At 48.2% G+C, this 23,740-nt stretch carries 21 protein-coding genes and 1 other annotated feature; of the genes, 6 read left to right on the top strand and 15 right to left on the bottom strand.

Features of this window, described 5'->3' with window-relative positions:
• Positions 1 to 195: 195 nt before the first annotated feature.
• The 5 genes from AB9R92_RS14665 to AB9R92_RS14645 form a co-directional block, all read right to left on the bottom strand.
• On the bottom strand, positions 196 to 1,137 hold the full coding sequence (locus AB9R92_RS14665; RefSeq protein WP_370670199.1) for an ABC transporter ATP-binding protein: 942 nt from the start codon (positions 1,135 to 1,137) through the stop codon (positions 196 to 198).
• A complete protein-coding gene (locus tag AB9R92_RS14660) occupies positions 1,137 to 2,192 on the bottom strand; it encodes an ABC transporter ATP-binding protein (RefSeq protein ID WP_370670198.1) in 1,056 nt (351 codons plus the stop codon). The genes AB9R92_RS14665 and AB9R92_RS14660 overlap by 1 nt, the downstream gene beginning before the upstream one ends.
• A gap of 15 nt (positions 2,193 to 2,207) precedes the next feature.
• Positions 2,208 to 3,227 (bottom strand): oligopeptide ABC transporter permease, encoded by a 1,020-nt coding sequence (gene opp3C, locus AB9R92_RS14655; protein ID WP_370670197.1) that lies wholly within the window; start codon positions 3,225 to 3,227, stop codon positions 2,208 to 2,210.
• On the bottom strand, positions 3,227 to 4,162 hold the full coding sequence (gene opp3b, locus AB9R92_RS14650) for an oligopeptide ABC transporter permease (RefSeq protein ID WP_112231149.1): 936 nt from the start codon (positions 4,160 to 4,162) through the stop codon (positions 3,227 to 3,229). Before opp3b ends, opp3C begins: the two co-directional genes overlap by 1 nt.
• Before the next feature lie 184 nt (positions 4,163 to 4,346).
• Entirely contained in the window at positions 4,347 to 6,068 is a 1,722-nt protein-coding gene (locus AB9R92_RS14645; RefSeq protein ID WP_370670196.1) for a peptide ABC transporter substrate-binding protein, read from the bottom strand.
• Positions 6,069 to 6,311: 243 nt separating this feature from the next.
• Here AB9R92_RS14645 and AB9R92_RS14640 point away from each other — a divergent pair, with 243 nt between their 5' ends.
• Positions 6,312 to 6,653, top strand: coding sequence for a DUF3899 domain-containing protein (locus tag AB9R92_RS14640; protein WP_370670195.1), 342 nt, complete (start codon positions 6,312 to 6,314; stop codon positions 6,651 to 6,653).
• 51 nt (positions 6,654 to 6,704) lie between these two features.
• Positions 6,705 to 6,919: a binding site (T-box leader), on the top strand.
• A 68-nt stretch (positions 6,920 to 6,987) separates the two neighbouring features.
• Positions 6,988 to 7,980 carry a tryptophan--tRNA ligase gene (gene trpS, locus AB9R92_RS14635; protein ID WP_370670194.1) on the top strand — a complete coding sequence of 331 codons (993 nt, stop codon included), beginning with the start codon at positions 6,988 to 6,990 and terminating at the stop codon, positions 7,978 to 7,980.
• Positions 7,981 to 8,046: 66 nt separating this feature from the next.
• On the opposite strand, the gene opp4C is transcribed toward trpS, so the two are convergent.
• From opp4C to AB9R92_RS14600, 7 genes are all read right to left on the bottom strand, one after another.
• Complete coding sequence (gene opp4C / locus AB9R92_RS14630; protein WP_370670193.1) at positions 8,047 to 8,964, bottom strand: oligopeptide ABC transporter permease; 918 nt, start codon at positions 8,962 to 8,964, stop codon at positions 8,047 to 8,049.
• 15 nt (positions 8,965 to 8,979) lie between these two features.
• Positions 8,980 to 9,945, bottom strand: coding sequence for an oligopeptide ABC transporter permease (gene opp4B, locus AB9R92_RS14625; RefSeq protein ID WP_370670192.1), 966 nt, complete (start codon positions 9,943 to 9,945; stop codon positions 8,980 to 8,982).
• Between the two features lie 146 nt (positions 9,946 to 10,091).
• Positions 10,092 to 11,813 (bottom strand): oligopeptide ABC transporter substrate-binding protein, encoded by a 1,722-nt coding sequence (gene opp4A / locus AB9R92_RS14620; RefSeq protein WP_370670191.1) that lies wholly within the window; start codon positions 11,811 to 11,813, stop codon positions 10,092 to 10,094.
• Positions 11,814 to 11,841: 28 nt separating this feature from the next.
• Complete coding sequence (locus AB9R92_RS14615; protein ID WP_370670190.1) at positions 11,842 to 12,852, bottom strand: ABC transporter ATP-binding protein; 1,011 nt, start codon at positions 12,850 to 12,852, stop codon at positions 11,842 to 11,844.
• Positions 12,849 to 13,895: an ABC transporter ATP-binding protein gene (locus tag AB9R92_RS14610; protein ID WP_370670189.1), complete on the bottom strand. Its 1,047-nt coding sequence runs from the start codon at positions 13,893 to 13,895 to the stop codon at positions 12,849 to 12,851. The genes AB9R92_RS14615 and AB9R92_RS14610 overlap by 4 nt, the downstream gene beginning before the upstream one ends.
• A gap of 245 nt (positions 13,896 to 14,140) precedes the next feature.
• Entirely contained in the window at positions 14,141 to 15,376 is a 1,236-nt protein-coding gene (gene fabF, locus AB9R92_RS14605; RefSeq protein ID WP_370670188.1) for a beta-ketoacyl-ACP synthase II, read from the bottom strand.
• Positions 15,377 to 15,403: 27 nt separating this feature from the next.
• Entirely contained in the window at positions 15,404 to 16,336 is a 933-nt protein-coding gene (locus AB9R92_RS14600; RefSeq protein WP_370670187.1) for a beta-ketoacyl-ACP synthase III, read from the bottom strand.
• Positions 16,337 to 16,526: 190 nt separating this feature from the next.
• Between AB9R92_RS14600 and AB9R92_RS14595 the strand changes: the two genes are divergently transcribed.
• A complete protein-coding gene (locus AB9R92_RS14595) occupies positions 16,527 to 16,709 on the top strand; it encodes a YjzD family protein (RefSeq protein WP_370670186.1) in 183 nt (60 codons plus the stop codon).
• Positions 16,710 to 17,083: 374 nt separating this feature from the next.
• Here AB9R92_RS14595 and AB9R92_RS14590 read toward each other — a convergent pair whose 3' ends face one another.
• From AB9R92_RS14590 to AB9R92_RS14580, 3 genes are all read right to left on the bottom strand, one after another.
• The gene (locus AB9R92_RS14590) at positions 17,084 to 19,219 is read right to left on the bottom strand and encodes an ATP-dependent Clp protease ATP-binding subunit (RefSeq protein ID WP_370670185.1); all 2,136 of its coding nucleotides are present in this window, start codon (positions 19,217 to 19,219) and stop codon (positions 17,084 to 17,086) included.
• A 136-nt stretch (positions 19,220 to 19,355) separates the two neighbouring features.
• Complete coding sequence (locus AB9R92_RS14585) at positions 19,356 to 19,664, bottom strand: metal-sulfur cluster assembly factor (protein WP_058383381.1); 309 nt, start codon at positions 19,662 to 19,664, stop codon at positions 19,356 to 19,358.
• Between the two features lie 68 nt (positions 19,665 to 19,732).
• Complete coding sequence (locus tag AB9R92_RS14580; RefSeq protein ID WP_370670184.1) at positions 19,733 to 20,500, bottom strand: prolyl oligopeptidase family serine peptidase; 768 nt, start codon at positions 20,498 to 20,500, stop codon at positions 19,733 to 19,735.
• Positions 20,501 to 20,636: 136 nt separating this feature from the next.
• Here AB9R92_RS14580 and AB9R92_RS14575 point away from each other — a divergent pair, with 136 nt between their 5' ends.
• The 3 genes from AB9R92_RS14575 to AB9R92_RS14565 are packed head-to-tail and all read left to right on the top strand — an operon-like array spanning position 20,637 to position 23,660.
• The gene (locus AB9R92_RS14575) at positions 20,637 to 21,449 is read left to right on the top strand and encodes a Cof-type HAD-IIB family hydrolase (RefSeq protein ID WP_370670183.1); all 813 of its coding nucleotides are present in this window, start codon (positions 20,637 to 20,639) and stop codon (positions 21,447 to 21,449) included.
• A gap of 13 nt (positions 21,450 to 21,462) precedes the next feature.
• Entirely contained in the window at positions 21,463 to 22,314 is an 852-nt protein-coding gene (locus AB9R92_RS14570) for a DegV family protein (protein WP_370670182.1), read from the top strand.
• 14 nt (positions 22,315 to 22,328) lie between these two features.
• The gene (locus AB9R92_RS14565; RefSeq protein WP_370670181.1) at positions 22,329 to 23,660 is read left to right on the top strand and encodes a CoA-disulfide reductase; all 1,332 of its coding nucleotides are present in this window, start codon (positions 22,329 to 22,331) and stop codon (positions 23,658 to 23,660) included.
• The last annotated feature ends 80 nt before the right edge of the window (positions 23,661 to 23,740 follow it).

Here is a 23,740-nt window from a genome sequence, read left to right as displayed (position 1 = left end):
CCATTTCAAGGATTTCACTCAGATTCACACACCTTTCCCACTTTTCTTCAGTTTACCATTTTTATGAACTTCTGGGAGGATAACTTAGTAATTTTAGAGATACCGAGACATTTATTTGCCATGCACAATATTACACAGGAAGCTCTCATTTCACGAAAAAACACGCCTCCTATAATAGAGGCGTGTTTTAAGGTTTCACTTTTTGGCTGCCATCCGTTCTTGCAGCGCTGCAAATTCTTTTTCCGAACAATCGACAAAGTGGTTCGGTGAAACTTCGCGCATTCTTACATCTTCCCCATCAGTGTAGTTATGGACTGCTGGGTCGTAAGCTTTACGCGTACGGTTGCGCTCATAGTTCGGGTCCGGAAGCGGAATAGCCGAAAGCAATGATTGCGTGTATGGGTGCATCGGGTTTTCATACAATTCATCGGCTGGCGCCAATTCCACCAACTTGCCGAAGTACATCACGCCGATCCGGTCAGAAATGTATTTTACCATCGACAAATCGTGTGCGATGAACAAGTAAGTCAAGCCTTTTTCTTCCTGCAGCTCTTTCAGCAAGTTGACGACCTGTGCCTGGATCGATACATCGAGTGCAGAGATTGGTTCATCTGCAATGATGAAGTCCGGGTCTACTGCCAACGCACGCGCAATGCCCAAACGCTGGCGCTGCCCGCCTGAGAATTCGTGCGGATAGCGGTTAGCGTGCTCTTTGTTCAAACCAACCGTTTCCAATAGGTCATAGACCATTTTTTTGCGGTCGCTGGCGTCTTTTGCCAAACCGTGGATGTCGATGCCTTCTGCGATGATATCCATGACTTTCATCCGCTGGTTCAAAGAAGCATACGGATCCTGGAAAATCATTTGCATTTTGCGGTTGAATTTCTTCAAGTCTTTTTTGTTTTTCTTGCCGTGCACACTTTCCCCTTCATAAAGCACTTGGCCATCCGTCGCATCGTACAAACGAATGATGGAGCGTCCGGTTGTGGATTTCCCGCAACCTGACTCGCCTACGAGGCCAAGCGTTTCCCCTTTATAAATATCGAAAGAAATGCCATCGACTGCTTTTACTTCATTTGCTTTGCCGACATTGAAATGCTGTTTGAGGTTCTTGATTTCAACCAATTTTTCAGCCATCAGTTCGCGCTCCCTTCATAATAACGGCTGCCAGGGAACTTTTTCATCCGTTCGATGACCATTTCAGGCGGTTCAACTGTCGGTGCTTCAGGGTGAAGAAGCCACGTGGCTGCCATATGCGTATCGCTGACTTTAAAGAACGGGGGCGGTTGTTCCATATCGATCTTCATGGCGTATTCGCTACGCAATGCGAATGCATCGCCTTTTGGCGGATCGAGAAGGTCCGGCGGCGTACCAGGAATCGCGTACAGTTTCGCATCTTCTGCATCCATGGAAGGCATCGAACTGAGAAGCCCCCATGTGTACGGATGCTGCGGGTTGTAGAAAATTTCATCGACCGTACCGATTTCCACGATTTTTCCGCCGTACATGACTGCTACGCGGTCTGCTACGTTCGCCACAACCCCGAGGTCATGGGTGATGAAAATAATCGAAGTATCGATTTTTTTCTGCAAGTCTTTCATCAATTCCAGGATTTGCGCTTGAATCGTCACGTCGAGAGCAGTTGTCGGCTCATCGGCAATCAGGATCTGCGGGTTGCATGCCAGTGCAATGGCAATAACGATCCGCTGGCGTTGCCCGCCTGAGAATTGGTGAGGGTATTGTTTCATGCGAAGTTCCGGTTTAGGCATGCCGACTAGACGCAATAAGTCAATCGCCACTTTTTTCGCTTCATCTTTGCTGATTTTCTGGTGCTTCAAAATCGGCTCCGTAATCTGGCGGCCGATCGGCATTGTCGGGTTAAGTGATGTCATCGGATCCTGGAAAATCATCGAAATGTCTTTCCCGCGGATCTTCTGCATTTCCTTATCGCTCAGTTTCGTCAAGTCACGGCCGCCGAAAAGGATTTCACCGTTTTTGAACTCAGAAGTCGCTTCTGGCAACAAACGCATAATCGATTTTGTGGTTACGGATTTACCCGAACCGGATTCACCCACGATTGCCAATGTTTCACCTTTATATAGATCAAAGTTAACGCCTCGGATCGCCTTCACTTCGCCACCAAATGTGTGGAAGGAAAGTTCGAGGTCTTTTACTTGAAGTATCTTTTCCATCTAAGGCTTTCCTCCTTAATCTTTCATCTTCGGATCAAGCGCATCACGCAAGCCGTCACCAATTAAGTTAAATGCGATCATGATCAAACTTAACACAACAGCCGGGAACAAGAGGATATGCGGCTGGTATTGAATCAGTTTATACCCATCATTGATCAATGTCCCAAGAGACGCATCCGGAGCCTGGAGCCCGAGCCCGATGAAGCTTAGGAATGCTTCGAAGAAAATCGCGCCCGGAATCGTGAACATCGTGTTGATGATGATGACGCCGAGAACGTTCGGCATCAAATGCTTCCAGATGATGCGGCTGTCGCTCGCACCGAGCGTACGGGCCGCGAGGACGAATTCCTGGCTCTTGTATTTAAGAACCTGCCCGCGCACTACCCGCGACATGCCGGTCCAACCGGTTATCGTCAAGGCAATGATGATCGCGAGTATCCCCGGATCCATGATAAGGATAAAGAGGATAACGACGACCAAGTTTGGAATACCGGTCAAGATTTCGACGATACGCTGCATGACATCATCCACGCGGCCCCCGAAATAACCGGAAATCCCGCCGTAAATGACGCCGATTAACATGTCGATCGCTGCTGCCACGAATGCGATGAACAAGGAAACTTGTGTCCCCTTCCACACCCGCGAGAACATGTCGCGGCCCAGGCCGTCTGTCCCGAACCAATAATTCTGCTCGACATTCTTCATTTCGTACAAGTCGACTTCACGCCCGCCGAGTGTACCTACTCCGTCCATGATGCCGAGGTTTTCAATAATCGGCACTTTCGGCGGCAAGTTGGCATGAGTGATTGTTTGGGCATTCGGTTCATAAGGGCTGATGATCGGGCCAAGTAGTGCCATGATGACAATCAAGCCGAATAGGATCAGGCTGATGATCGCGCCTTTGTTTTTTTTCAGGCTGCGCCAAGCGTCCTGCCAAAAACTGACGCTCGGCTTGGAGATTTTCTCTGCCTCTTGTGTATCTCTAGGAATGCGCGTAAAAGCATCTTGAGGTAGCTTTTCATAATTCTGTGTCATTAACTTTTACCTCCTGAAAGACGAATCCGAGGATCGATGACTCCATACAAAATATCTACGATCAAAATGACCACGATCAAGAATACCGAGAAGAAAATGGTCGTACCCATGATGATCGAGAAGTCATTGACCATGATTGATTTGACGAACTGTTCACCGATTCCAGGAATCGCAAAAATCTGTTCAACTACAAGTGAGCCTGTCAAAATGCTGACTGCCATTGGCCCGAGAACCGTGATCAACGGTATTAAAGCATTGCGGAAAGCATGTTTGAAAGCGATTTCAGAACCACTGGCTCCTTTAGCTTTTGCCAAAGTGATATAGTCCGAGCCAAGAACTTCGATCATTTCTGTACGGATAAACCGTGCAGCCGTTGCCAGTGGGAACATCGCCAATGCTATTGACGGGAGTACGCTGGACATGAATCCATCTTTCCACAGCGCCACTGGGAACAGGTCCCATTTTAAACCGAGCCAGTATTGTAGCATGGATGCAAAAACAAACGATGGAATGGATATACCGATGATCGCGACGATCGTACTTCCATAATCCACCCATGTATTTTGCCTGAGCGCCGCGACCATCCCGAACAGGATTCCAAGAACAGTCCCGAGGAGCATTCCTTGGAACCCGATCTGGGCTGACGGCCCCATGCGGCTTAAAATAACATCCGTTACGTTTGCGCCTTTGAATTGGTTAATCGAAATACCCAAATCACCTTTAAGCAAACCAAACATATAATCGAAATATTGAACAGGAAGGGGTTGGTCCAGTCCGTACCGTGCCTCTACGACTGCCCGTTGTTCAGGAGATAGCTTATCTGCGGAAGCAATTGGGGAACCTGGTAATATTTTCATCAAGAAAAATGTAAACGTGGCAATAAGCGCTAAAGTGATGAACATATAAATTAATCTTTTTCCAATATAGCGTGCCATGGTGCACCTCCAAAATAAAATCGCTCTATGATCTCAAGCATCAAAAGACGCTTGTACTTTTCTGATTAAGCAGAATACCGTTAATTTTCGGTGAATTTATTCACAGTAGAAAAGAGAGTATATCAATCCCTTGATATACTCTCTTTCTATTATGTTTTCCTAAAGTACATTCAGTTGGGAATTCTTATTCCTTACCGGAAATGTAAGCCCATTTGTAGCTGTAATCTCCACCGAATGGGTGTTTGACGATGTTGTTAACATATGGCTTTTGAAGGGACATGATACCGCGCTGATAAATCGGTGCGATAGCAGCGTCTTCTTCAATCAAGATTTTTTCAGCTTGAGCCATTGCTTCCCAGCGTCCTTCAGCATCCTGTGCCAATTCGCCTTTAGCTTGCTCTACCAAGTTATCGAACTCTTCGTTAGAGTAAGACATCAAGTTGTGAGAAGCGCCAGTTACGAATAGGTCGATGAATGTCATCGGATCCTGGAAGTCAGGGCCCCAACCAGAGTTTTGGATATCGTAGTCTTGTGCTTCATCAAGCTCAAGGCGTACGCCGAATGGTACAGCTTTCAAGTTAACTGTCAAACCTTCAAGGTTTGTTTCAAGCTGTTCTTTCAAGTAAGCATCCATTTTACCAGCAAGCTCAGAGTCGCCGCCGAGAAGTTCAAGAGTGACTTCTGTTTCGCCGATTTCCTCTAGGCCTTGTTCCCAGTAAGTTTTCGCTTCGTCAGCGTTGAATGGAAGCATGTCTCCGTTGATGTCACGGAAGTCTTCGCCCGCTTCGTTGAAAGTGAAATCAGTTGGTACTAGGTAGTTAGCCGGAAGAGATCCGTTCGCTAGAACTACATCTACAAGGTCTTGCTTGTTGAATCCTGTTGCAATCGCTTTACGGATGTTTTCGTTAGCGAGTGGCGTTTCTTCGCCATCACGTTCTTGGTTGAATTTCAAGTAGAACAAAGTTGGTTCAAGTTCTTTCACAACTTCTGGGTCTTCAGCGTACTGCATTGCAAATTCACCAGAAAGTCCTACGCGGTCTTTTTCACCAGATTGGTAAAGGTTTACTGCAGTTGAAGTTTCTTTAACTACGTCAACATTAACTGTTTCAAGTTGAACAGTTTCAGCATCCCAGTACTCTGGGTTTTTCTCCATTGTCCAAGTAAGGCCAGTGCCATCCCAGTTTGTTAGAGTGAACGGCCCGTTGTATAGGATTGTTTCAGAGTTAGAAGCGTAGTTATCGCCTTGCTCAGTTACGAATTCTTCGTTCAATGGATAGAATGTACCGAAAGCCATCAATGACATGAAGTAAGGAGTCGGGCGCTCAAGTTCTACGACAAGAGTCTTGTCGTCTTCAGCTGTGATTCCTAGTTCAGAGACTTCCATGTCCCCTTCAGAAACTTCTGTAGCGTTTTTGATTGTTCCAGCCATCATGTAAGGCCCGTAAGGTGAACCAGTGTCTGGGTCAATCGCGCGCTGCCAAGCATAGACGAAATCGTTAGCTGTGACCGGTGTACCGTCCGACCAGTTAGCATCACGTAGTTTGAAAGTGTACGTCAAGCCGTCTTCACTGATTTCAGGCTCGCCTTCAGCAAGAGCAGGCTCAGCAATGTTTTCTTGGTTCAAACGGAACAAACCTTCGTTTACGTTGTTAAGGATGTTGAATGCTACTGCATCCTCAGCAATCGAAGAATCCATTGACGGGATCTCTGCTCCTTCGATCAAGTTTAGTTCTTGTACAGAGTCAGGTTCGCCGCCGTTGCCTTCTGCGCCTTCTGCACCTTCTGTCTCTTCTGTGTCTGTGTTTTCCGTCCCAGTATCAGTGTCGTCTCCGCCGCCGCAAGCAGCTAGGAAAGCACTAAGTACCAAAACCAGGCCAAGTAGCCATAAAATCTTGCTGTTTTTCACTGATTTTGCCCCCTTAAATTTTCTGAAAAATTGGTACATGATTAATTATACATAAATATTTTTTGTTGTACAGCGTTTTTTTTGGAATATTTTACACTTTCAATCACAATTAAGCAGATAGAAAAGCTGTCAATAAGCTGAAAAGCGCGTCATGTAAGCGTTTTCTTCTCAATTAGATTTAAAATAATTTTTTGATTTTTTTTGTTATTTCTTCTACAATTAAGAACGAATAGGGGTGCCATAATGAAAAAAATAATCATCGGAATCGTCTCCGTACAATTGCTCATCGTGTTGACGATGCTTGTGCGCAGCGAACCGTTTTCACTGCTGTCGTATATCAATAACTCCTTTATCTACGGGGGAATCCTCGTATTCTTCGGGGCCTGGGTCTTTGTGGTCCGGACGGGAGTGTTCGATGTATTTACGATGAGCATGCGCAAAGTATTCAAAAGTAAATCAACTCTTGATGACGATGAAATGCGGTTGCCATCGGAAGTGCTGGCATTCTCAAGTTCCCCCCTCTTGATCGTAGGCGGGGCGACATTGATTGCCATGGCTGTTTCCTTGGCGATATACCAATCATAAAATTGCATATTGCGGCGACAATCTCTTTTGTATTATAATAAATTCAATACAAAATGGGCGTTGACAAAGAGTAGTAAATGCAGTTTCTTCTATAATAAGAGAGCTTGTGGTTGGTGTGAACAGGCAGAAGATTGCATTGAATGGACTTTCGAGCTAAAACGGTGAAAATAAGTAGCCGTTTTCGTGTTCTTCACGTTACGGAGACAAGAGGCCGCTTTGCGGCAACCAGGGTGGTACCGCGGAACCGCACATCATTCGTCCCTTTAGTTCCAGGGACGAAGATGTGCTTTTTTATATCCATTTTTAGGATCACCCACTTAGAGGAGGAATTGCATTGAAGAAAATCTTTTCAGGCGTACAGCCAACGGGCACGGTTACACTCGGCAATTACATCGGGGCATTCAAGCAGTTTACTGAACTGCAGGAAGAATACGATTGCATTTTCTGCATCGTCGACCAACATGCCATCACCATGCCGCAAGACCGGCTGGAATTACGAAAGAACATCAAATCGCTTGCGGCGCTTTATCTTGCAGTCGGCATCGATCCCGAAAAAGTGACATTATTCATCCAATCGGAAGTGCCAGCACATGCCCAGGCCGGCTGGATGCTTCAATGCGTCTCGACCATCGGGGAGCTTGAGCGCATGACACAGTTCAAGGATAAATCATCAAAGGCCGCTTCCATCTCTGCCGGCCTCCTGACGTACCCGCCATTAATGGCTGCCGACATCCTTCTGTACCAAACGGACATCGTCCCTGTCGGGGATGACCAGAAACAGCATATTGAATTGACGCGTGACTTGGCAGAGCGTTTCAACAGAAAATACAATGACATTTTCACGATTCCGGACATCCGGATACCGAAGCACGGCGCACGCGTCATGTCCTTGCAGGATCCGACCAAAAAGATGAGCAAGTCCGATACAAATAAAAAATCGATCATCACTTTGCTTGATGACTTGAAGACGATTGAAAAGAAAGTGAAAAGCGCCGTTACCGACTCGGAAGGAATCGTCAAATACGACCCCGAGAACAAGCCTGGCGTATCCAACTTATTATCCATTGAAGCTGCCTTAACCGGTGCCTCCATTGATGAACTCGTCGCTAAATACGAAGACGGCGGTTATGGTGATTTTAAAGCGGGTGTTGCCAAAGCGATCACGGACCACTTGGCACCGATCCAAGAGCGCTACTACAAACTGCTCGACTCCGAGGAGCTCGATACAATCCTCGACGAAGGCGCTGAAAAAGCCAATTTCATCGCCAATAAAACCTTGAAGAAAATGGAGAATGCGATGGGCCTGGGCCGCAAGCGCAACCGATAAGGCATCAACATCAAAAAGGATGGACGCGTGGCATGCCACGCGTCCATCCTTTTTTATTGCTTTATATTAACGCAATGACTTAGGGTTCAACGCATCCTTCAACCCTTCACCGATAAAGTTTATGGACAGGATCGTCAAGGTAATGATGATCGCCGGAGGCATCCAGATCCATGGCTTGCCTTGCAAGACATCCGGCTCGTTGGCGGATGACAGCATATTGCCCCAGCTCGGTGTCGCTTGCGGGACGCCAAACCCTAAATAGCTGAGTGCTGATTCGATGACGATCATCGTCGCAAAAATCAAGGTCCCTTGAACGATGATCGTCGAGATGACGTTCGGCAATAAGTGTTTCGTAATGACCTTAAACGGGGAACAGCCGATCGATAAAGCGGCCAGGATATACTCATTCTCTTTCTCCGCCAACACTTTGCTGCGTACCAAACGGGCGACACCGCCCCAGCTGAGCGCGCCGATGACCATGATCAAGACCCATAATCCGTCCACGATGCCGTAAAGGATCGTGTTCAAGACGATGACGAATACAAGGAATGGGAAATTCAGCACGAAATCCGTGAAGCGCATCAGGATGCTATCGATAAAACCGCCAAAAAATCCGGCAAGCGCCCCGACCACTGTTCCTAAAGTAATGACGATGAGCGTTGCGCTAAAGCCGACCAATAGCGATATCCGCCCTCCGTAGAACAAGCGCGTCAAGACATCACGCCCGCTTTTATCCGTGCCGAGAAGATGCTCGCCGTTCGGCTCGATATTCATCGCGCTGATATTGACTTTAGAAATATCCGGCAGCGGCGACAACACCGGTGCGAGGAAAGGTGCCGATAGCGACATTAAAGTGACAAGCAAGATGAAAAAGGAACTGATCATCGCCAATTTGTTGCGCACGAACTTTCTTCTGGCAATCTGCCAGGGAGACATGCTTCTTTCCGGCTTCTTTTGTTGGGTAATGGTAGTCGATGATGCCATTTTAATGCTTCCTCCTCAGTCCAGGCGAATTCGTGGGTCCACGACGCCGTATAGAATATCTGCCAGCAAGTTACCAAATAATGTAAGGAAAGACAAAAGCATCGTCAAGGCCATCAATGTCGGATAGTCCCGGCTCGTCACGGATTCCAAAAATAGCTGGCCGATGCCCGGATATGTGAAAATCGTCTCTGTAATGATGGCTCCGCCGATCAATGCGGCAAAATCAAATCCAAGGAATGTGACCAGTGGAATGATTGAATTGCGCAAAATATGGACATTATAGATTTTTTTCATCGGGGTGCCTTTCGCGCGCGCTGTCCGGACAAAATCCTTGCGGGAATTCTCGATGATGTCATTGCGCAGGAATTGTGTATAGCTTGCCGTACTCATCGCCCCAAGAACAATCGCCGGCAACAATACGTGGTGCATGCGGCTTACATAATATTCAAAGCTTCCCTGTTCCGCCAAAATATCCACCGACCCCGCAAAGGGGAACCAATTCAACTGGAATGCGAAAATATAAATCGCGAAAACGGCAGCGACAAAAGATGGGATCGCCAGCATTACATAATTGAATCCTGCAATGGCGTTATCGCCTAAAGTATAAGGCCGCCTGCCAGAATACATGCCCATGATGAACGCCATGATGTAGGTAATGACGAGTGCTGTTATACCCAATAATAGAGTATTTGGCACTTTTTCCATGATAATGTCAAATACCGGAGTCTTAAAACGCGTAGATTTGCCGAAATCCCCTTGGACAAATCCCGTAATCCAGTTAAAGTACTGGACTGGCAACGGATCGTTATAGCCAAGCTTTTCACGCATTTCCGCTATGTATTCCGGGTTGGTGTTGAGCGGGTCGATTTCCCCGCTGAGTGAATCGCCCGGCATCAGTTTGGCGAGGCTGAAGACCACGATGGAAATCAAAATCAGCATCGGAATCATTCCAAGCAACCGTCTAATTGAATATTTAAGCATAGGTACACTCCTTCTGATAGGTTCTCGGTTGTGCTCTCGTGCACGGTAAGGATTGTTTTTTGAAACAGCCCTTACCGTGCATAAGAGCTTTATATAACGATTCAACGATGGGCGGGTCGCCCATCGTTGAAGGTTAGTTGCTGATTTTATTCTGTTACGAACCATTCAGCAGGGCTGTTTTGACCAGATACGTCATATTCAACTCCGCCGACACGTGTGTTGAGTGCCTTAATTTCTTCTAGTTCCGCGATGTAAAGCATCGGGAGGTCTTCGTTAACGATCTTCTGCCATTCTACATACAATTCTTTGCGTTTTTCCTGATCAGTGCCGACGATTTCGATATCAAGGGCATCATCGAGCAATTGATCTGCTTCTGGATTGTTGTAGCGTGGGTAGTTCCAAATTTGGTCAGACTTCCAAGTAGGGGTTGGATCCGGGTCGGTCCCGGTACCCCAGCCGCCGAAAAATGTTTCGATAGAAGCGTCATCTTTTTCGACCATATCGTAGTAAAGGTTCACTTCAACCATTTCCACTTCGGAACGCAGTCCGACTTCTTCAAAATACTGTGCAATTTGTTGGGCACGCGATTCGAATGTCGGGTTGCCTGTCGCATAATGAGAGAATTTCACGACAAACTCGTCGCCGTTCGGATCTTCGCGGAATCCATCATCGTTCGTATCGACATAGCCAGCTTCATCCAGCATTTGCTTCGATTTTTCTGGATCGTATTCATATTGAATCAATTCGCTGTCATCGGCTGCATTCCAATGAGAAGACGGAACTGGCTTGTTGACGACATCAGCATAGCCGAAGAAGAATGCATCCACCCATTCCTGGCGGTTCAACGCATACATCATCGCCTGGCGAAGTTCTTTGCTTTGGTATTTCGGCAGTTCTTCTGTGATTGTTTGGGATGCGTTATCGAATTTACCGAGCTTGAATCCTACATAATAATAAGTCAACCCAGGGTAAGTAACGATTTCTACATTTTCTAGAGGTTCTACTTCAGGGCCGGATACCGGCTGAAGGGAGATCATATCGATGTCATTGTTCTGCAAAGCGCCGACAACAGAAGAGTTGTCGATAACGCGCAGGACGATTTTATCCAAGTTCACGTCGCCATTCCAATACTCGTCGAATTTCGAGAATTCAACTGACTCCCCAGGAACGATTTTGTCGACTTTGAATGGCCCGATTCCGATTGGAGTCGAACGCACCCATTCCGAGGCTGACATTTCGGCAACCGGGACATCGCCGAGAACAGATTCAGGCAGCGGGTATGCCCATAGGTTAGTCAAGTTGTTGACGCGTGCTTCGTCGAAAGTGATGTTGATTTCATAATCGCTGACCACTTCGATGCCTGAAATGGAATCTGCATCGCCAGTGCGGTATGCCTCGGCGCCTTCAATCGTTTGCACGTTTGCATAGCGGGGGCCGTCATAATCGGGATCTGCAATCGTTTCAAGTGCAAAAACCCAGTCGTTGACAGTCAATTCTTCGCCGTTATGCCATTTTACGCCTTCTTCGAATGTGAAATTGAAGACTTTATTGTCTTCCGTCTCCCAAGAAGCAACGTTCGGTTCCGGCTCCAAGTTTTCGTTATAGTTGATCAACGCTTCATCGAATAGCTCGATAACTTCGAAATCAGTGGCGATGCCATAAAATGCGGAAGAGAACAAGCCTTCCGGTGGAGCGTCAAGACCGTACACGAGCGTTCCGCCTTTTTGCGGTTCGCCTTCTGCTGCACCTTCAGAACCTTCGCCTTCTGAGCCTGACTCATTGGAAGCATCATCGCCGCCGCATGCCGCAAGGAACGCGGACAGGATCAGCACAAGCGCGAAGAGCCAGAGCAAGGATTTTTTCTTCATCTCTTTTCCCCCTAAAAAGTTTTTTTGATCAATACAAATGGCACGCAACTAGATGGCCTGGCCTTGCTTCTGCCAACGCTGGTTTCTCTTGTGAGCAGATTTCCATCGCCACCGGGCAGCGCGTATGGAACGGGCAGCCGGCAGGCGGGTTTTGCGGGCTCGGCACATCTCCTCTTAAGACAATCCGCTCTTTCCGCTTCAATGGATTCGGTTCCGGAATCGCGGAAATAAGCGCTTGCGTGTAAGGGTGCAGCGGTTCTTTGTATAAATCTCTATTTGAAGCAAGCTCTACGAGGTTGCCCAAATACATCACGCCGATTCGATCGCTCATATGCTTTACGACACTCAGGTCGTGTGCAATGAAGAGATAAGTCAGATCGAATTCGATTTGCAGTTCTTTCAACAAGTTCAACACCTGCGATTGCACGGAAACATCGAGAGCGGACACCGGTTCATCCGCTACGATCAGCTTGGGGTGCAGTGCCAGCGCGCGGGCGATTCCGATGCGCTGTCTTTGGCCGCCGGAAAATTCGTGGGCGTACTTATAATAAGCCTCTTCAGGCAAGCCAACTCGTTTCAGAAGTGTTTTAATTTCCTGCTCCAGCTCTTTTTTATTGCGCTTTTCATAATTCAGGATTGGCTCGGCGATAATATCGCCGACCATTTGAGTCGGATTCAGCGATGCGTATGGATCTTGAAACACCATTTGAAAATCACGCCGCGCTTTTTGCAATTTGGATCCAGATAAACGGGTGATGTCTTTTCCTTCAAAGAGGATCTCGCCTCCTGTCGGTTTCATCAACCTCAAAATGGTCCGCCCCGCAGTTGATTTGCCGCAGCCCGATTCGCCGACCAACCCAAGCGTTTCGCCTTTTCTGATAGCGAACGACACATCGTCTACCGCTTTGACATTGCCGATGGTCCGCTTGAAAAAACCGCCGGTTACCGGATAGTATTTTTTTAAGTTGCGAATTTCGAGGAGATTGTCACGCTTATCTAAGTAATCGATGCGGTCCTGGATGAAATCCCTAGTGGTCATAATGCGGCGACTCCTTCTCTTTCCCTTTTCCCGTTCGCGGACCAGCTTTCTTCATATAACAGGCATGCAGCTTCATGGCGATCGGCCACTTCCGCAAGTTTTGGCGTCACCGCCAGGCATTCCGCCATCGCCTTCGGGCAGCGGTTCGCAAAGCGGCAGCCCACTTGCGGCATATTGACGACGGACGGCACCAGACCTTCAATCGTCGCGAGCTCTTCGACGTCTTCATCCATTCTCGGGATCGCTTTCATCAATAATTCGGTATACGGGTGTTTTGGATCGCGGAACAAATCTTCGACAAAAGCGCGTTCCACGATTTTGCCTGCATACATGACCAGTACTTCGTCGCAAATTTCTGCCACTACCCCTAAGTCATGTGTAATGAGGATGATCGACATATCGTTCGCCTCCTGTATGCCTTTTAACAATTCGAGGATTTGCGCTTGAACTGTGACATCCAATGCTGTTGTCGGTTCATCGGCGATCAACAGTTTCGGCTGGCAGGCAATCGCCATTGCAATCATGACCCGCTGGCGCATCCCTCCGGATAATTGGTGGGGATACTCCGTGACGATTTGTTCGGCACGCGGAATTCCCACTTGCTTCAATAAAGCGACCGACCGCAGCCGTGCTTCTTTTTTCGTCAGCTTCTCATGGTTCAAGATTACTTCTTCTATTTGATAGCCGATGGTGAAAACCGGATTGAGGGAAGTCATCGGTTCCTGGAAAATCATCGAGATATCTTTTCCACGAATGCTGTTCATGCGCTTATCCGAAAACGCGGAAATGTCCTGTCCTTCGAATTCGATTTTACCGCCGCGAATCTTTCCGATGCCGTTTGGCAGCAGCTGCATAATGGACAATGACATGACACTTTTACCGCAGCCCGATTCGCCGACCACTCCGACGATTTGCTTCGGAAGGACATCGAAACTGACGTCCTCAACCGCATTATAATAATCTCCGTCTATTTTGAAACCTGTCTGGAGGTTTTTGACCCGCAAGAGCGGTGTAGTCTCTTTAGATCCATACATAGCTGTCATGAAAACACCTCAAAATTCTATTTTTTCTGTCAATTCTAACTAGTTTTAAGCATATTACAAAAGTATTACATGCGCAATATAATTTTTGTATTTTAAGCAATGATTACCAAAAGAGAAATACATTTCTTCACTTCAACCCTTGCTGTAACTGCATTTCTGCCACCAATCACCAATTGCATATTTTTACCATTATAAGAAATGGATAATAAAAAAAGCTCCCGGCATCGGGAGCTTTCCAATAAGTCTTAAACTTTTTTCAATACGAGTGAAGCGTTATGTCCGCCAAAACCAAGTGAATTACTCATCGCATACGAGAATTCCGCAGTTCTAGCTTCATTCGCCACATAATCCAAATCCAATTCCTCGTCTGGAGTTTCGTAATTGATCGTCGGCGGCATGACGCCTTCTTTCAAAGCTAATGCCGTAAAGATCGCTTCGATACCGCCAGCAGCGCCAAGCAGATGCCCGGTCATTGATTTTGTCGAGCTCATGCCAAGTTTGTAGGCATGGTCGCCAAACACGGTTTTGACTGCCATTGTCTCGAACAAATCGTTGTACGGTGTGCTTGTTCCATGGGCGTTGATATAGCCGACATCCGTTTTTTCGATGCCTGCATCTTCAATAGCCTGCTGCATGGCACGAGCTGCCCCTTCACCGCCTGGGGCTGGAGCTGTAATATGATGCGCGTCGCCTGTCGAACCGTAGCCGACGAGTTCTGCGTAGATTTTCGCACCGCGAGCTTTTGCATGTTCATATTCTTCAAGGATGACAATTCCAGCCCCTTCACCGATGACGAAACCATCGCGGTTTTTATCGAATGGGCGTGATGCAGTTGATGCATCTTCATTTGTCGTCAATGCCGTATTCGCCGTAAAGCCAGCCACGGACAAGCGCGTGATCGGGGCTTCCGCGCCGCCCGAAATCATGACATCGGCATCGCCGCGCTGGATGACTTTAAAGGCATCGCCGATCGAGTTGGTGCCGGATGCACATGCTGTCACCGAGCAGGAATTGATCGCTTTTGCGCCGAAATGGATCGACACTTGTCCAGATGCCATGTCCGGAATGATCATCGGCACGAAGAACGGGCTGATGCGGCGAACGCCTCGGGAGTTCAATACGTCCATCTGGTTTTCAATCGTTTCCATCCCGCCGATTCCAGACCCGATCCAGACACCTGTGCGAAGAGCGGTCTTTTCATCCAGCTCCAGCGCTGCATCTTTCATGGCCATGATGGATGATGCAAGTGCGTAATGGGTGAAGCGATCCATCTTGCGCGCTTCTTTGCGCTCGATATAATCTTCAATTGAAAAATCTTTTAGTTCAGCGGCAACTTTTGCAGGGTATTGATCCGCGTCGATGCGCATCAACGGGCCGACGCCTGAGCGGCCAGCCTTCACCGCTTCCCACGTAGATTCTGCATTATTTCCAAGCGGTGTTACGGCACCGATACCTGTAATGACTACACGACGATTTTCCATTTCTTTTACTTCCTTTCGCATATCCAATTATTTCCCCCACTTCATGGCAATTGCACCCCATGTCAATCCGCCCCCGAAGCCGACCATGACAACGACATCATCGTCTTTGATACGGCCTTCCTCTAAATCTTCCACCAAGGAAATCGGAATCGACGCAGCTGAAGTGTTTCCGTATTTTTGTATGGTCTTTGACATTTTCTCTATTGGCAAATCCAGACGGGCCCGGGAGGATTCCATGATCCGGATATTCGCCTGATGCGGTATGAGAAAATCGACATCTTCTTTGTCCAGTCCGGCTTTTTCAATGACACTGATGGCGGATTCGCCCATTTGGCGCACCGCGAATTTGAATACTTCACGGCCATTCATCACCAAATGCTTGTCTTGATACAAATGTTCTCCGCCTGAGCCATCCGCCCCGAGTTCGAACGATAGAATCCCACGGCCTTCCGACACTTTGCCGATCACAGCAGCGCCAGCACCGTCGCCGAACAAGACGGCTGTATTCCGGTCTTCCCAATTGGTGATTTTTGAGAGCTTCTCAACACCAACTACTAGGACGTATCGATAGGTATCCGATTCGACAAATTGTTTTGCTGTAATGACGCCGTACATGAATCCCGCACATGCCGCAGAAATATCCATAGCTGCCGCATTCACCGCACCGATCTGTTGCTGAATATCACACGCGACAGACGGAAATGGGCGGTCGGGTGTAACTGTCGCCACCAGGATCAATCCGATGTCTGCTGGATCGATGCCAGCAGACGCAATCGCCTTTTGTGCCGCGACCCGTGCCATATCCGATGTATCTTGTTCATCGTTTGCGATCCGGCGCTCTTCAATCCCGGTCATGGTCCGGATCCATTCATCCGAGGTGTCCATGCGCTGCTCTAAATCAAAGTTGGTCAATTTATCTTCCGGTAGGCATCTGCCGGTACCGATGATTCCAGCATTCATATCTATGTCCCTCATTTCAATTAACATCAATTATTAGTACCTGGTGTTAATAATACGCCCTTTTCTCTTCGATTTCAAGTTGCCGCCATATTTCTGACAAAAACTTTCGAAAGGCGCGAAACTTTCTTTCTGAAAAGGCTTCCTTATGCTATGATAAGGCTAGTTATTCTATATATAGAGGTGAAAACAGATGCAATATATCGGAACACTTTTCTGGTCTGTCCTTATTATTTCAATGCTGAACTACGTAGTAAGCGCCGTGCAAAACGTGCCATTCGACTTCATGATCGGTATCTTCATGGCAGTGGCAGTGACTGTATTGGTCATCGTGATGGATGCCATCATCCCAAAAGAAGCAGCGAAAGAATATTAATAACGATAAAAAACGGAAGCCCGAGTGGCTTCCGTTTTTTTTTTTGGCTGAATCTGGCGGTTTACATAAAAGCAAGGTCGAAAGTCGTATTTTCCAAAGCTTATCGTATGACTCCGTGGGCTCGCGCCCAAGCCTCCTCAGCCGCTCGAAACCTTTGTGCTCAGCTAGGCTTCGCCCATTCACTTCTTGCGGGATTTCGGTCGTCTCGCTGATCCACTTATTGAGCAGAAGGATTTACGAGCGAACACTTCTCCAAATACTTAGATAGATCATTAATTTTGAATGTCGAAAAGATGAACCTCTTTAATTCATCAATGGCTATTAGACTTCTTCAACAATTTGAAAAGCCGCATTTCAGTGAAATGCGGCTCTCCTTATACAGTGATAAGCAATTGTTTGTTGGCGTCCATCGAGACTTTCAACGTAGACCCTGGAGTGAAATCCCCCTTGATCAATTCCTTGGCGATGCGCGTCTCGATTTCACGCTGGATAAAGCGTTTCAGCGGGCGCGCGCCAAACACCGGGTCGGTTCCTGCTTCAATGATATAGTCGATGACCGAATCTTCGACTTCCAAGGAAATTTGCTGTTGTTTCATCCGGGCAGCCAGTTCGCCGATCATTTTCTTGGCGATGCCATAGAAATGTTTATTGGACAATGAATGGAAAATGACGATATCGTCGATGCGGTTCAACAATTCGGGACGGAAATGCTTGCGCAGCTCCATCATGACGATATCTTCCATGTCGTGATCATCGCTTTTTTCGCCGATGTGCTGGGAACCGATATTCGATGTCATGATGACGACCGTATTCGAGAAGTTCACCAGTCGCCCTTGGCTGTCGGTGATGCGCCCGTCGTCCAGGATCTGCAGCAAGATATTGGCGACATCTGGATGGGCTTTCTCGATTTCATCCAACAGGACGACGGAATATGGGTTGCGGCGGACCGCTTCTGTCAATTGGCCGCCTTCCTCGTAGCCGATATACCCTGGAGGCGCGCCGACCAGCCGCGATACGCTGTGCTTTTCCATATACTCAGACATATCGATGCGGATGAAATGGTCTTCCGAATCGAATAAGTTCGCTGCCAGCGCTTTCGCAAGCTCCGTTTTCCCGACACCGGTCGGCCCGAGGAAAATAAACGAGCCAATCGGTTTTTGTTCGTCCTTAATGCCCGCCCGTGCACGCCATACGGCTTCTGTCACGAGTTCGACGGCTCTGTCTTGCCCGATGACGCGCTCTTTCAGCGTATCGCCGAGGCGCAAAAGTTTTTCACGTTCCCCTTCGACCAATTTCGTAACCGGGATGCCCGTCCAGCGGGCGACAATACTGGCAATTTCTTCTTCAGTCACTTCTTCGCGAAGCAAACGCTCGCCGCCATCCCCGGCAAGTTCCACTTCCATTGCACTCAGCTCTTTTTCAAGCTCTGGAATTTTCCCGTGGCGCAGCATCGCGGCAGTATTCAAGTCATACTTATTTTCGGCATCTTCCAACTGGCGACGGTATTGATCCAATTGTTCGCGCTTGGCCTGGATTTTCTGAAGCGATTGCTTTTCTTCGTTCCATTGCTGCTGCATGCCTTCAGAAGAAGACTTCAGCGCTTCAATCTCTTCGCGCAGCGCAGCGAGGCGTGTTTTGCTCGCTTCGTCTTTTTCTTTTCGAAGCGCCTGCTCTTCAATTTCGAGCTGCATGAGGCGCCGCGTCACTTCATCCAGTTCCTGTGGCATGGAGTCGATTTCTGTCCGGATCATCGCACACGCTTCATCGATCAAGTCGATTGCCTTGTCCGGAAGGAATCGTTCTGTGATATAGCGGTCAGACATCGTCGCGGCTGCAACGATCGCCCGGTCATGGATGCGTACCCCGTGGTGAAGCTCGAAACGCTCTTTCAACCCGCGGAGAATCGATACCGCATCTTCGACAGATGGCTCGCGCACCATCACTTGTTGGAAGCGCCGCTCAAGCGCTGCGTCTTTTTCGATGTGCATGCGGTATTCATCGAGCGTGGTGGCTCCGATGCAATACAGCTCTCCGCGCGCAAGCATCGGTTTGAGCATATTTCCGGCGTCCATCGCGCCTTCCGTTTTACCTGCGCCGACGATCGTATGGATCTCGTCGATAAACAGGATGATCTGCCCTTCGCTGTCTTTCACTTGCTTTAATACGCTTTTCAGCCGTTCCTCGAATTCCCCCCGGTATTTTGCGCCGGCAATCAGCGCACTCATATCGAGTTCATAGATGACGCGATCCTTCAAGCCTTCCGGCACATCGTTGCGGACGATGCGCTGCGCCAAGCCTTCCACAATTGCCGTCTTCCCGACACCCGGTTCTCCGATCAGTACCGGATTATTCTTTGTCTTTCTGGATAGTATCCGGATGACATTGCGGATTTCCTGATCGCGCCCGATGACCGGATCCATCTTTCCGGACTGTGCTTGTTCAACCAAATTGCGGCCGAATTGTTCCAATGGCGATTTTTGTTCTTCGTTTGGGTTTTGGAATTGAACCAATCAAATCACGCTCCCTTGATTAATTTGACCATCTTTGACTAATTTGATTATATGATTGCCCCGCTCCTTTTGCAATGGAAATGCTCATTAAAAAAAGCTGCAAGGAATTTCTTCCTTGCAGCTTTTTGCTGTTTTTTTAACGAACGCCGAGTGCCATTTTGGCATAGCGCGACATATGGTCTTTGCTCCAGACAGGCTGCCAGACGATTTTTACATCGACTTCCTCAACTTCCGGCAATTCATACAAAGATGTTTTGACCATCTGGACGATTTGCGGCCCCATTGGGCATCCCATCGAAGTGAGTGTCATAGTGACCACGCAAAACCCATCTTCGGATAATTCCACATCATATACAAGGCCCAAATTGACAATATCAACACCTAGTTCCGGGTCGATGACATTTTCGAGTGCGCCTAATAGGTAATCTTTTGTTTCTTGATCCATTCGGAATCCCTCCTTTTCCTGTTAATGCCTATCTTACCAAACATCACAGTGAAATGAAATCGACTTGCTTATTCGCATAAACGGTCGGCGATCCAGGCAGTCACAGATAGCATCCCTTTGCGGCTGACCGCGTGCGCAGCTTCTGTTTCTTTCATAAATGCCAAGCGCTCGGGATAAGCGGCATAATCCTGTTGCAGTGCATGGAAAAGCCGGTTGGTTGGTTCAAAAGGAACGGTCGGGTCTTTCACGCCATGCCAGAAAAAGACCGGGCGCCCGTCAAATGCCTGGCGGTTTAAACTGATATCAAAACGCGATAGGGCCTGAAGCATGCCTTCGCGTTCTTCTTCGGTGAGCGGCAAATCGAAACCGCGTGATTCGTATTGCCGCATTTGGGCTTTCGCGAGCTCCACGTAATTTCCGGAACCCATCATGACGGCTGCCGCTTTGATCCACGGATGGGCCGTCAATGCACCGAGCGTCGTGATGCCACCCATCGATGTGCCTCCGACAGCCGGTTCCCCGCTAGTCAATTGGCGCTTATGCAATTCAGCATGCAAAAATCCGAGTTCTTCGATGGACGTCAAAACAATCTCCCAAAAACGTAAACTGATCTGGACTTCATCGAGTGACTGATCCCGCTCCCCGTGAAGCAATGCATCCGGTAAAATGACACGGAGGCCTTTTTGCGCCCATTGCCAAGCATAATGCAAATTATGCTCTTTGGCACTCGTATGCCCATGGAGAAAAATTACGGTCGGCAGCGGGCCGCCCGCGTGGCCTTCAGGTGTTATATGTAAAATCGGGATATGTCCCCATAATTCGTTGGCTACTTTCATGCGTTTCACTCCTCACCCTAAATCCTACCAATTTTTTTCCGTTCCCGCAAATTCCGGCATTGCCGTCAGGTTTTTTTGACGGATAGCCTCTATTATCGCTAAACTGAAGATAGATAGAAGGGAGCCGGATTTTTATATGAAACAACATTTAATCGTACTCGACTTGGACGGAACTTTATTGACCGACCAAAAAGTCATTTCACACAAAACCAAATCAATATTGGGTAAAGCTAAGGAAGCAGGCCACCAGGTCATGATTGCAACAGGACGGCCATACCGCGCAAGTGAAATCTATTACCGCGAGCTCGCCCTCAATACGCCAATTGTCAATTTCAACGGGGCTTTTGTCCACCATCCGAACGACGAACGCTGGGGACTGCATCATACCCCGATCGGATTGGATGTCGTCCACGAAGTCGTCGAATCGATGCATAATTTCGATTTCCATAACATCGTCGCGGAAGTGCTGGACGATGTCTATGTCCACCACCACGATGAGAAATTGATGGACATCTTCAGCTTTGGCGATCCGAGTATCACCACAGGCGACTTGCGCAATTACTTGAAGACCGATCCCACTTCGATGCTCATCCATGCACCTTATGAAAAAGTCCACGCCATCCACGAGCACCTTTCGGAAGTGCATGCGGAAGTCATCGACCATCGCCGCTGGGGCGCGCCGTGGCATGTTATTGAAATCGTCCGCTCGGGCATGAACAAAGCTGTCGGAATCGACCGCGTTTCAAAATCGCTGGGCATCGCAAAAGAGCATATTATCGCATTTGGCGATGAAGACAATGATCTCGAAATGTTGGAGTTTGCAGGCGTCGGCGTCGCTATGGGCAATGCCATCGAGCCGTTGAAAAACATCGCCAACGAAATCACTTTGAATAATAACGAGGACGGCATCGCCGAACTGCTGATGGACCGTTTGAAACTGAAACTCTAAAGGAGGAAGACCCATGAGATTATTTGCAGATAGCGCATCTGATTTACCGAAAGATTTTTTTGAGCAGGAACAGGTCGTCCTGTTCCCTTTGCGTGTCCATATCGGAGATGCTGAGTACGAAGATATCCGGACTATCGATTCCATGAAAGTCTATGATGCTATCCGCTCCGGCATTCATCCTAAAACCTCTCAAGCTTCTCCAGAAGAAATGCTGAAGGCGTTCGAACAACTGGCAAAAGACGGGGAACAAGGATTCTACATCGCCTTTTCCTCCGAATTGTCGGGAACGTATGCCACGGCTGTCATGGTGGCGGACCAAGTACGGGAAGAATACCCGAATTTGGACTTGACGATTGTCGACTCCAAAGCCGCTTCACTCGGCTATGGCCTGCTTGTGAAGGAAGCGGTGAAATTGCGCAATGCTGGCGAAGAGTTGGCTAGTATCGTCCAGAAAGTCCAAGGCAAGGCCAATCAGCTCGAAAGCCTATTTACAGTAGAAGATTTGGATTATATGGCAAAAGGAGGCCGCATTTCAAAAAGCAGCGCGTTTGTCGGCGGCCTACTGAACATCAAGCCGCTTCTTCACGTCGAAGATGGAAAGCTCGTGCCGATCGAAAAATTGCGTGGCCGCAAAAAAGTCATCAAGCGGATGATCGAGCTGATGAAAGAGCGTGGAAGCAATTTGGACCAGCAAGTGATGGCCATCAGCCATGCCGATGATCTTGAATTCGCTACGGCATTAAAAGACGAAATCGAAGCTGCCTACAACCCAAAAGACATCGAAATCCATATGGTCGGTTCCGTAATCGGTGCCCATACAGGCCCCGGGACGCTTGCTTTGTTCTTCTTTAATAAAACCGATTGAGGAGTGGGCTGTTAATGAAAAAAGTGATTATAGTCGGCGCGGTAGGCGGCGGTGCAACTGCAGCGGGCCAACTCCGGTTCTACGACAAGGAAATGAGCATAACGGTATACGACCGGGATTCGACAATGTCCTATGCGGCATGCGGGACGCCGTATGTAATCGGTGAGGTCATTGAAGATGAAACTTCGATCCTGATGGCCGACCCGGAACAGTTCCAGCAAAAACGCGATATCGACGTCAGGCTCGAACACGAAGTTGTGGAAATTCTCCGTTCTGCGAAAAAAGTGCGTGTCCGCAACGTAAAGACCGGCGACGAGTTCCACGATTCCTATGATGCATTGATTTTGTCTCCCGGCGGCAGCGCCATCATGCCGGATATTGAAGGCGCAGAGAAAGGCCACGTGTTTACGCTGCGCAGCTACGGGGATATGCAAGCCATCCAATCCTATATACAAAATGAAAAGCCCGTACATGGGACAATTTCGGGCGCGGGCTTCATCGGCCTCGAAATGGCGGAAAACCTTAAGCACCTCGGACTGGAAGTCGATATCGTCCATAAATCGAACGCCATCCTATCGATTTTGGACGAAGACCTGTCGCAGCTGTTACATGCTGAGCTGGAAAAAAACGGCGTTCAAGTCCATACCGATACGATTATCGAAAAAATCGATGATCGAAGCGTCCAGTTATCCGATGGAAAAAGCTTGGACACCAATTTTGTGGTCATGAGCATCGGCTTGAAACCGAATACCGCACTTGCCGAGAAGGCCGGGCTCAGCATCGGTGAAACCGGAGGCATCCGGACCAATGATTTCATGCAGACAGACGATGAAGCGATCTACGCCATTGGGGATGCATCGGAGAATTTTGATTTTATCACAGGAGACCCGAAACGCGTCCCTCTCGCTTGGCCAGCGCACCGCCAGGCTTTTCTGGTCGCGCAGCATATTACCGGAAATCCGATTCCGAAAAAAGGGCTGCTCGGCACTTCCGCCTTGAAAGTTTTCGGTTTGGATGCGGCGATGACCGGATTGACCGAAACAGCGATCAAAGAAAAAGGGCTCACCGCCAAAACCGTCATACATACCGGCAACTCAAACGCCGGTTATTATCCGGACCATGAAAAACTGACTTTGAAAGTCCATTATAATCCAGAAACGAGGCTGATTTTGGGTGCACAATGCGTCGGAGGCAAAGGCGTCGACAAGCGCATCGATGTGATTGCGACAGCAATTTATGGAGGGCTGACTATCGATGACTTGCAGGCGCTTGAATTATGCTACGCTCCCCCATTCTCTTCGCCGAAAGATCCCATCAATATGATCGGCTACAAAGCGTTTGGCTGATTTTTACTGAAAGCACCTGTTGCCAGGTGCTTTTTTCATGCAAAAAAGCTGTGACAGGAGTTTCCTGTCACAGCTTTTGA

The sequence above is a fragment of the Planococcus sp. SSTMD024 genome, from assembly GCF_041320495.1.
Lineage (GTDB): Bacteria > Bacillota > Bacilli > Bacillales_A > Planococcaceae > Planococcus.
This window is presented reverse-complemented; position numbering and strand designations above follow the sequence as displayed.

Excerpts from the sequence above, each read along its gene's own strand:
- AB9R92_RS14665 (WP_370670199.1), bottom strand. The coding sequence starts at position 1,137 with ATGGCTGAAAAATTGGTTGAAATCAAGAACCTCAAACAGCATTTCAAT.
- AB9R92_RS14660 (WP_370670198.1), bottom strand. The coding sequence starts at position 2,192 with ATGGAAAAGATACTTCAAGTAAAAGACCTCGAACTTTCCTTCCACACA.
- opp3C (WP_370670197.1), bottom strand. The coding sequence starts at position 3,227 with ATGACACAGAATTATGAAAAGCTACCTCAAGATGCTTTTACGCGCATT.
- opp3b (WP_112231149.1), bottom strand. The coding sequence starts at position 4,162 with ATGGCACGCTATATTGGAAAAAGATTAATTTATATGTTCATCACTTTA.
- AB9R92_RS14640 (WP_370670195.1), top strand. The coding sequence starts at position 6,312 with ATGAAAAAAATAATCATCGGAATCGTCTCCGTACAATTGCTCATCGTG.
- opp4C (WP_370670193.1), bottom strand. The coding sequence starts at position 8,964 with ATGGCATCATCGACTACCATTACCCAACAAAAGAAGCCGGAAAGAAGC.
- opp4B (WP_370670192.1), bottom strand. The coding sequence starts at position 9,945 with ATGCTTAAATATTCAATTAGACGGTTGCTTGGAATGATTCCGATGCTG.
- opp4A (WP_370670191.1), bottom strand. The coding sequence starts at position 11,813 with ATGAAGAAAAAATCCTTGCTCTGGCTCTTCGCGCTTGTGCTGATCCTG.
- AB9R92_RS14615 (WP_370670190.1), bottom strand. The coding sequence starts at position 12,852 with ATGACCACTAGGGATTTCATCCAGGACCGCATCGATTACTTAGATAAG.
- AB9R92_RS14610 (WP_370670189.1), bottom strand. The coding sequence starts at position 13,895 with ATGACAGCTATGTATGGATCTAAAGAGACTACACCGCTCTTGCGGGTC.
- fabF (WP_370670188.1), bottom strand. The coding sequence starts at position 15,376 with ATGGAAAATCGTCGTGTAGTCATTACAGGTATCGGTGCCGTAACACCG.
- AB9R92_RS14600 (WP_370670187.1), bottom strand. The coding sequence starts at position 16,336 with ATGAATGCTGGAATCATCGGTACCGGCAGATGCCTACCGGAAGATAAA.
- AB9R92_RS14595 (WP_370670186.1), top strand. The coding sequence starts at position 16,527 with ATGCAATATATCGGAACACTTTTCTGGTCTGTCCTTATTATTTCAATG.
- AB9R92_RS14585 (WP_058383381.1), bottom strand. The coding sequence starts at position 19,664 with ATGGATCAAGAAACAAAAGATTACCTATTAGGCGCACTCGAAAATGTC.
- AB9R92_RS14580 (WP_370670184.1), bottom strand. The coding sequence starts at position 20,500 with ATGAAAGTAGCCAACGAATTATGGGGACATATCCCGATTTTACATATA.
- AB9R92_RS14575 (WP_370670183.1), top strand. The coding sequence starts at position 20,637 with ATGAAACAACATTTAATCGTACTCGACTTGGACGGAACTTTATTGACC.
- AB9R92_RS14570 (WP_370670182.1), top strand. The coding sequence starts at position 21,463 with ATGAGATTATTTGCAGATAGCGCATCTGATTTACCGAAAGATTTTTTT.
- AB9R92_RS14565 (WP_370670181.1), top strand. The coding sequence starts at position 22,329 with ATGAAAAAAGTGATTATAGTCGGCGCGGTAGGCGGCGGTGCAACTGCA.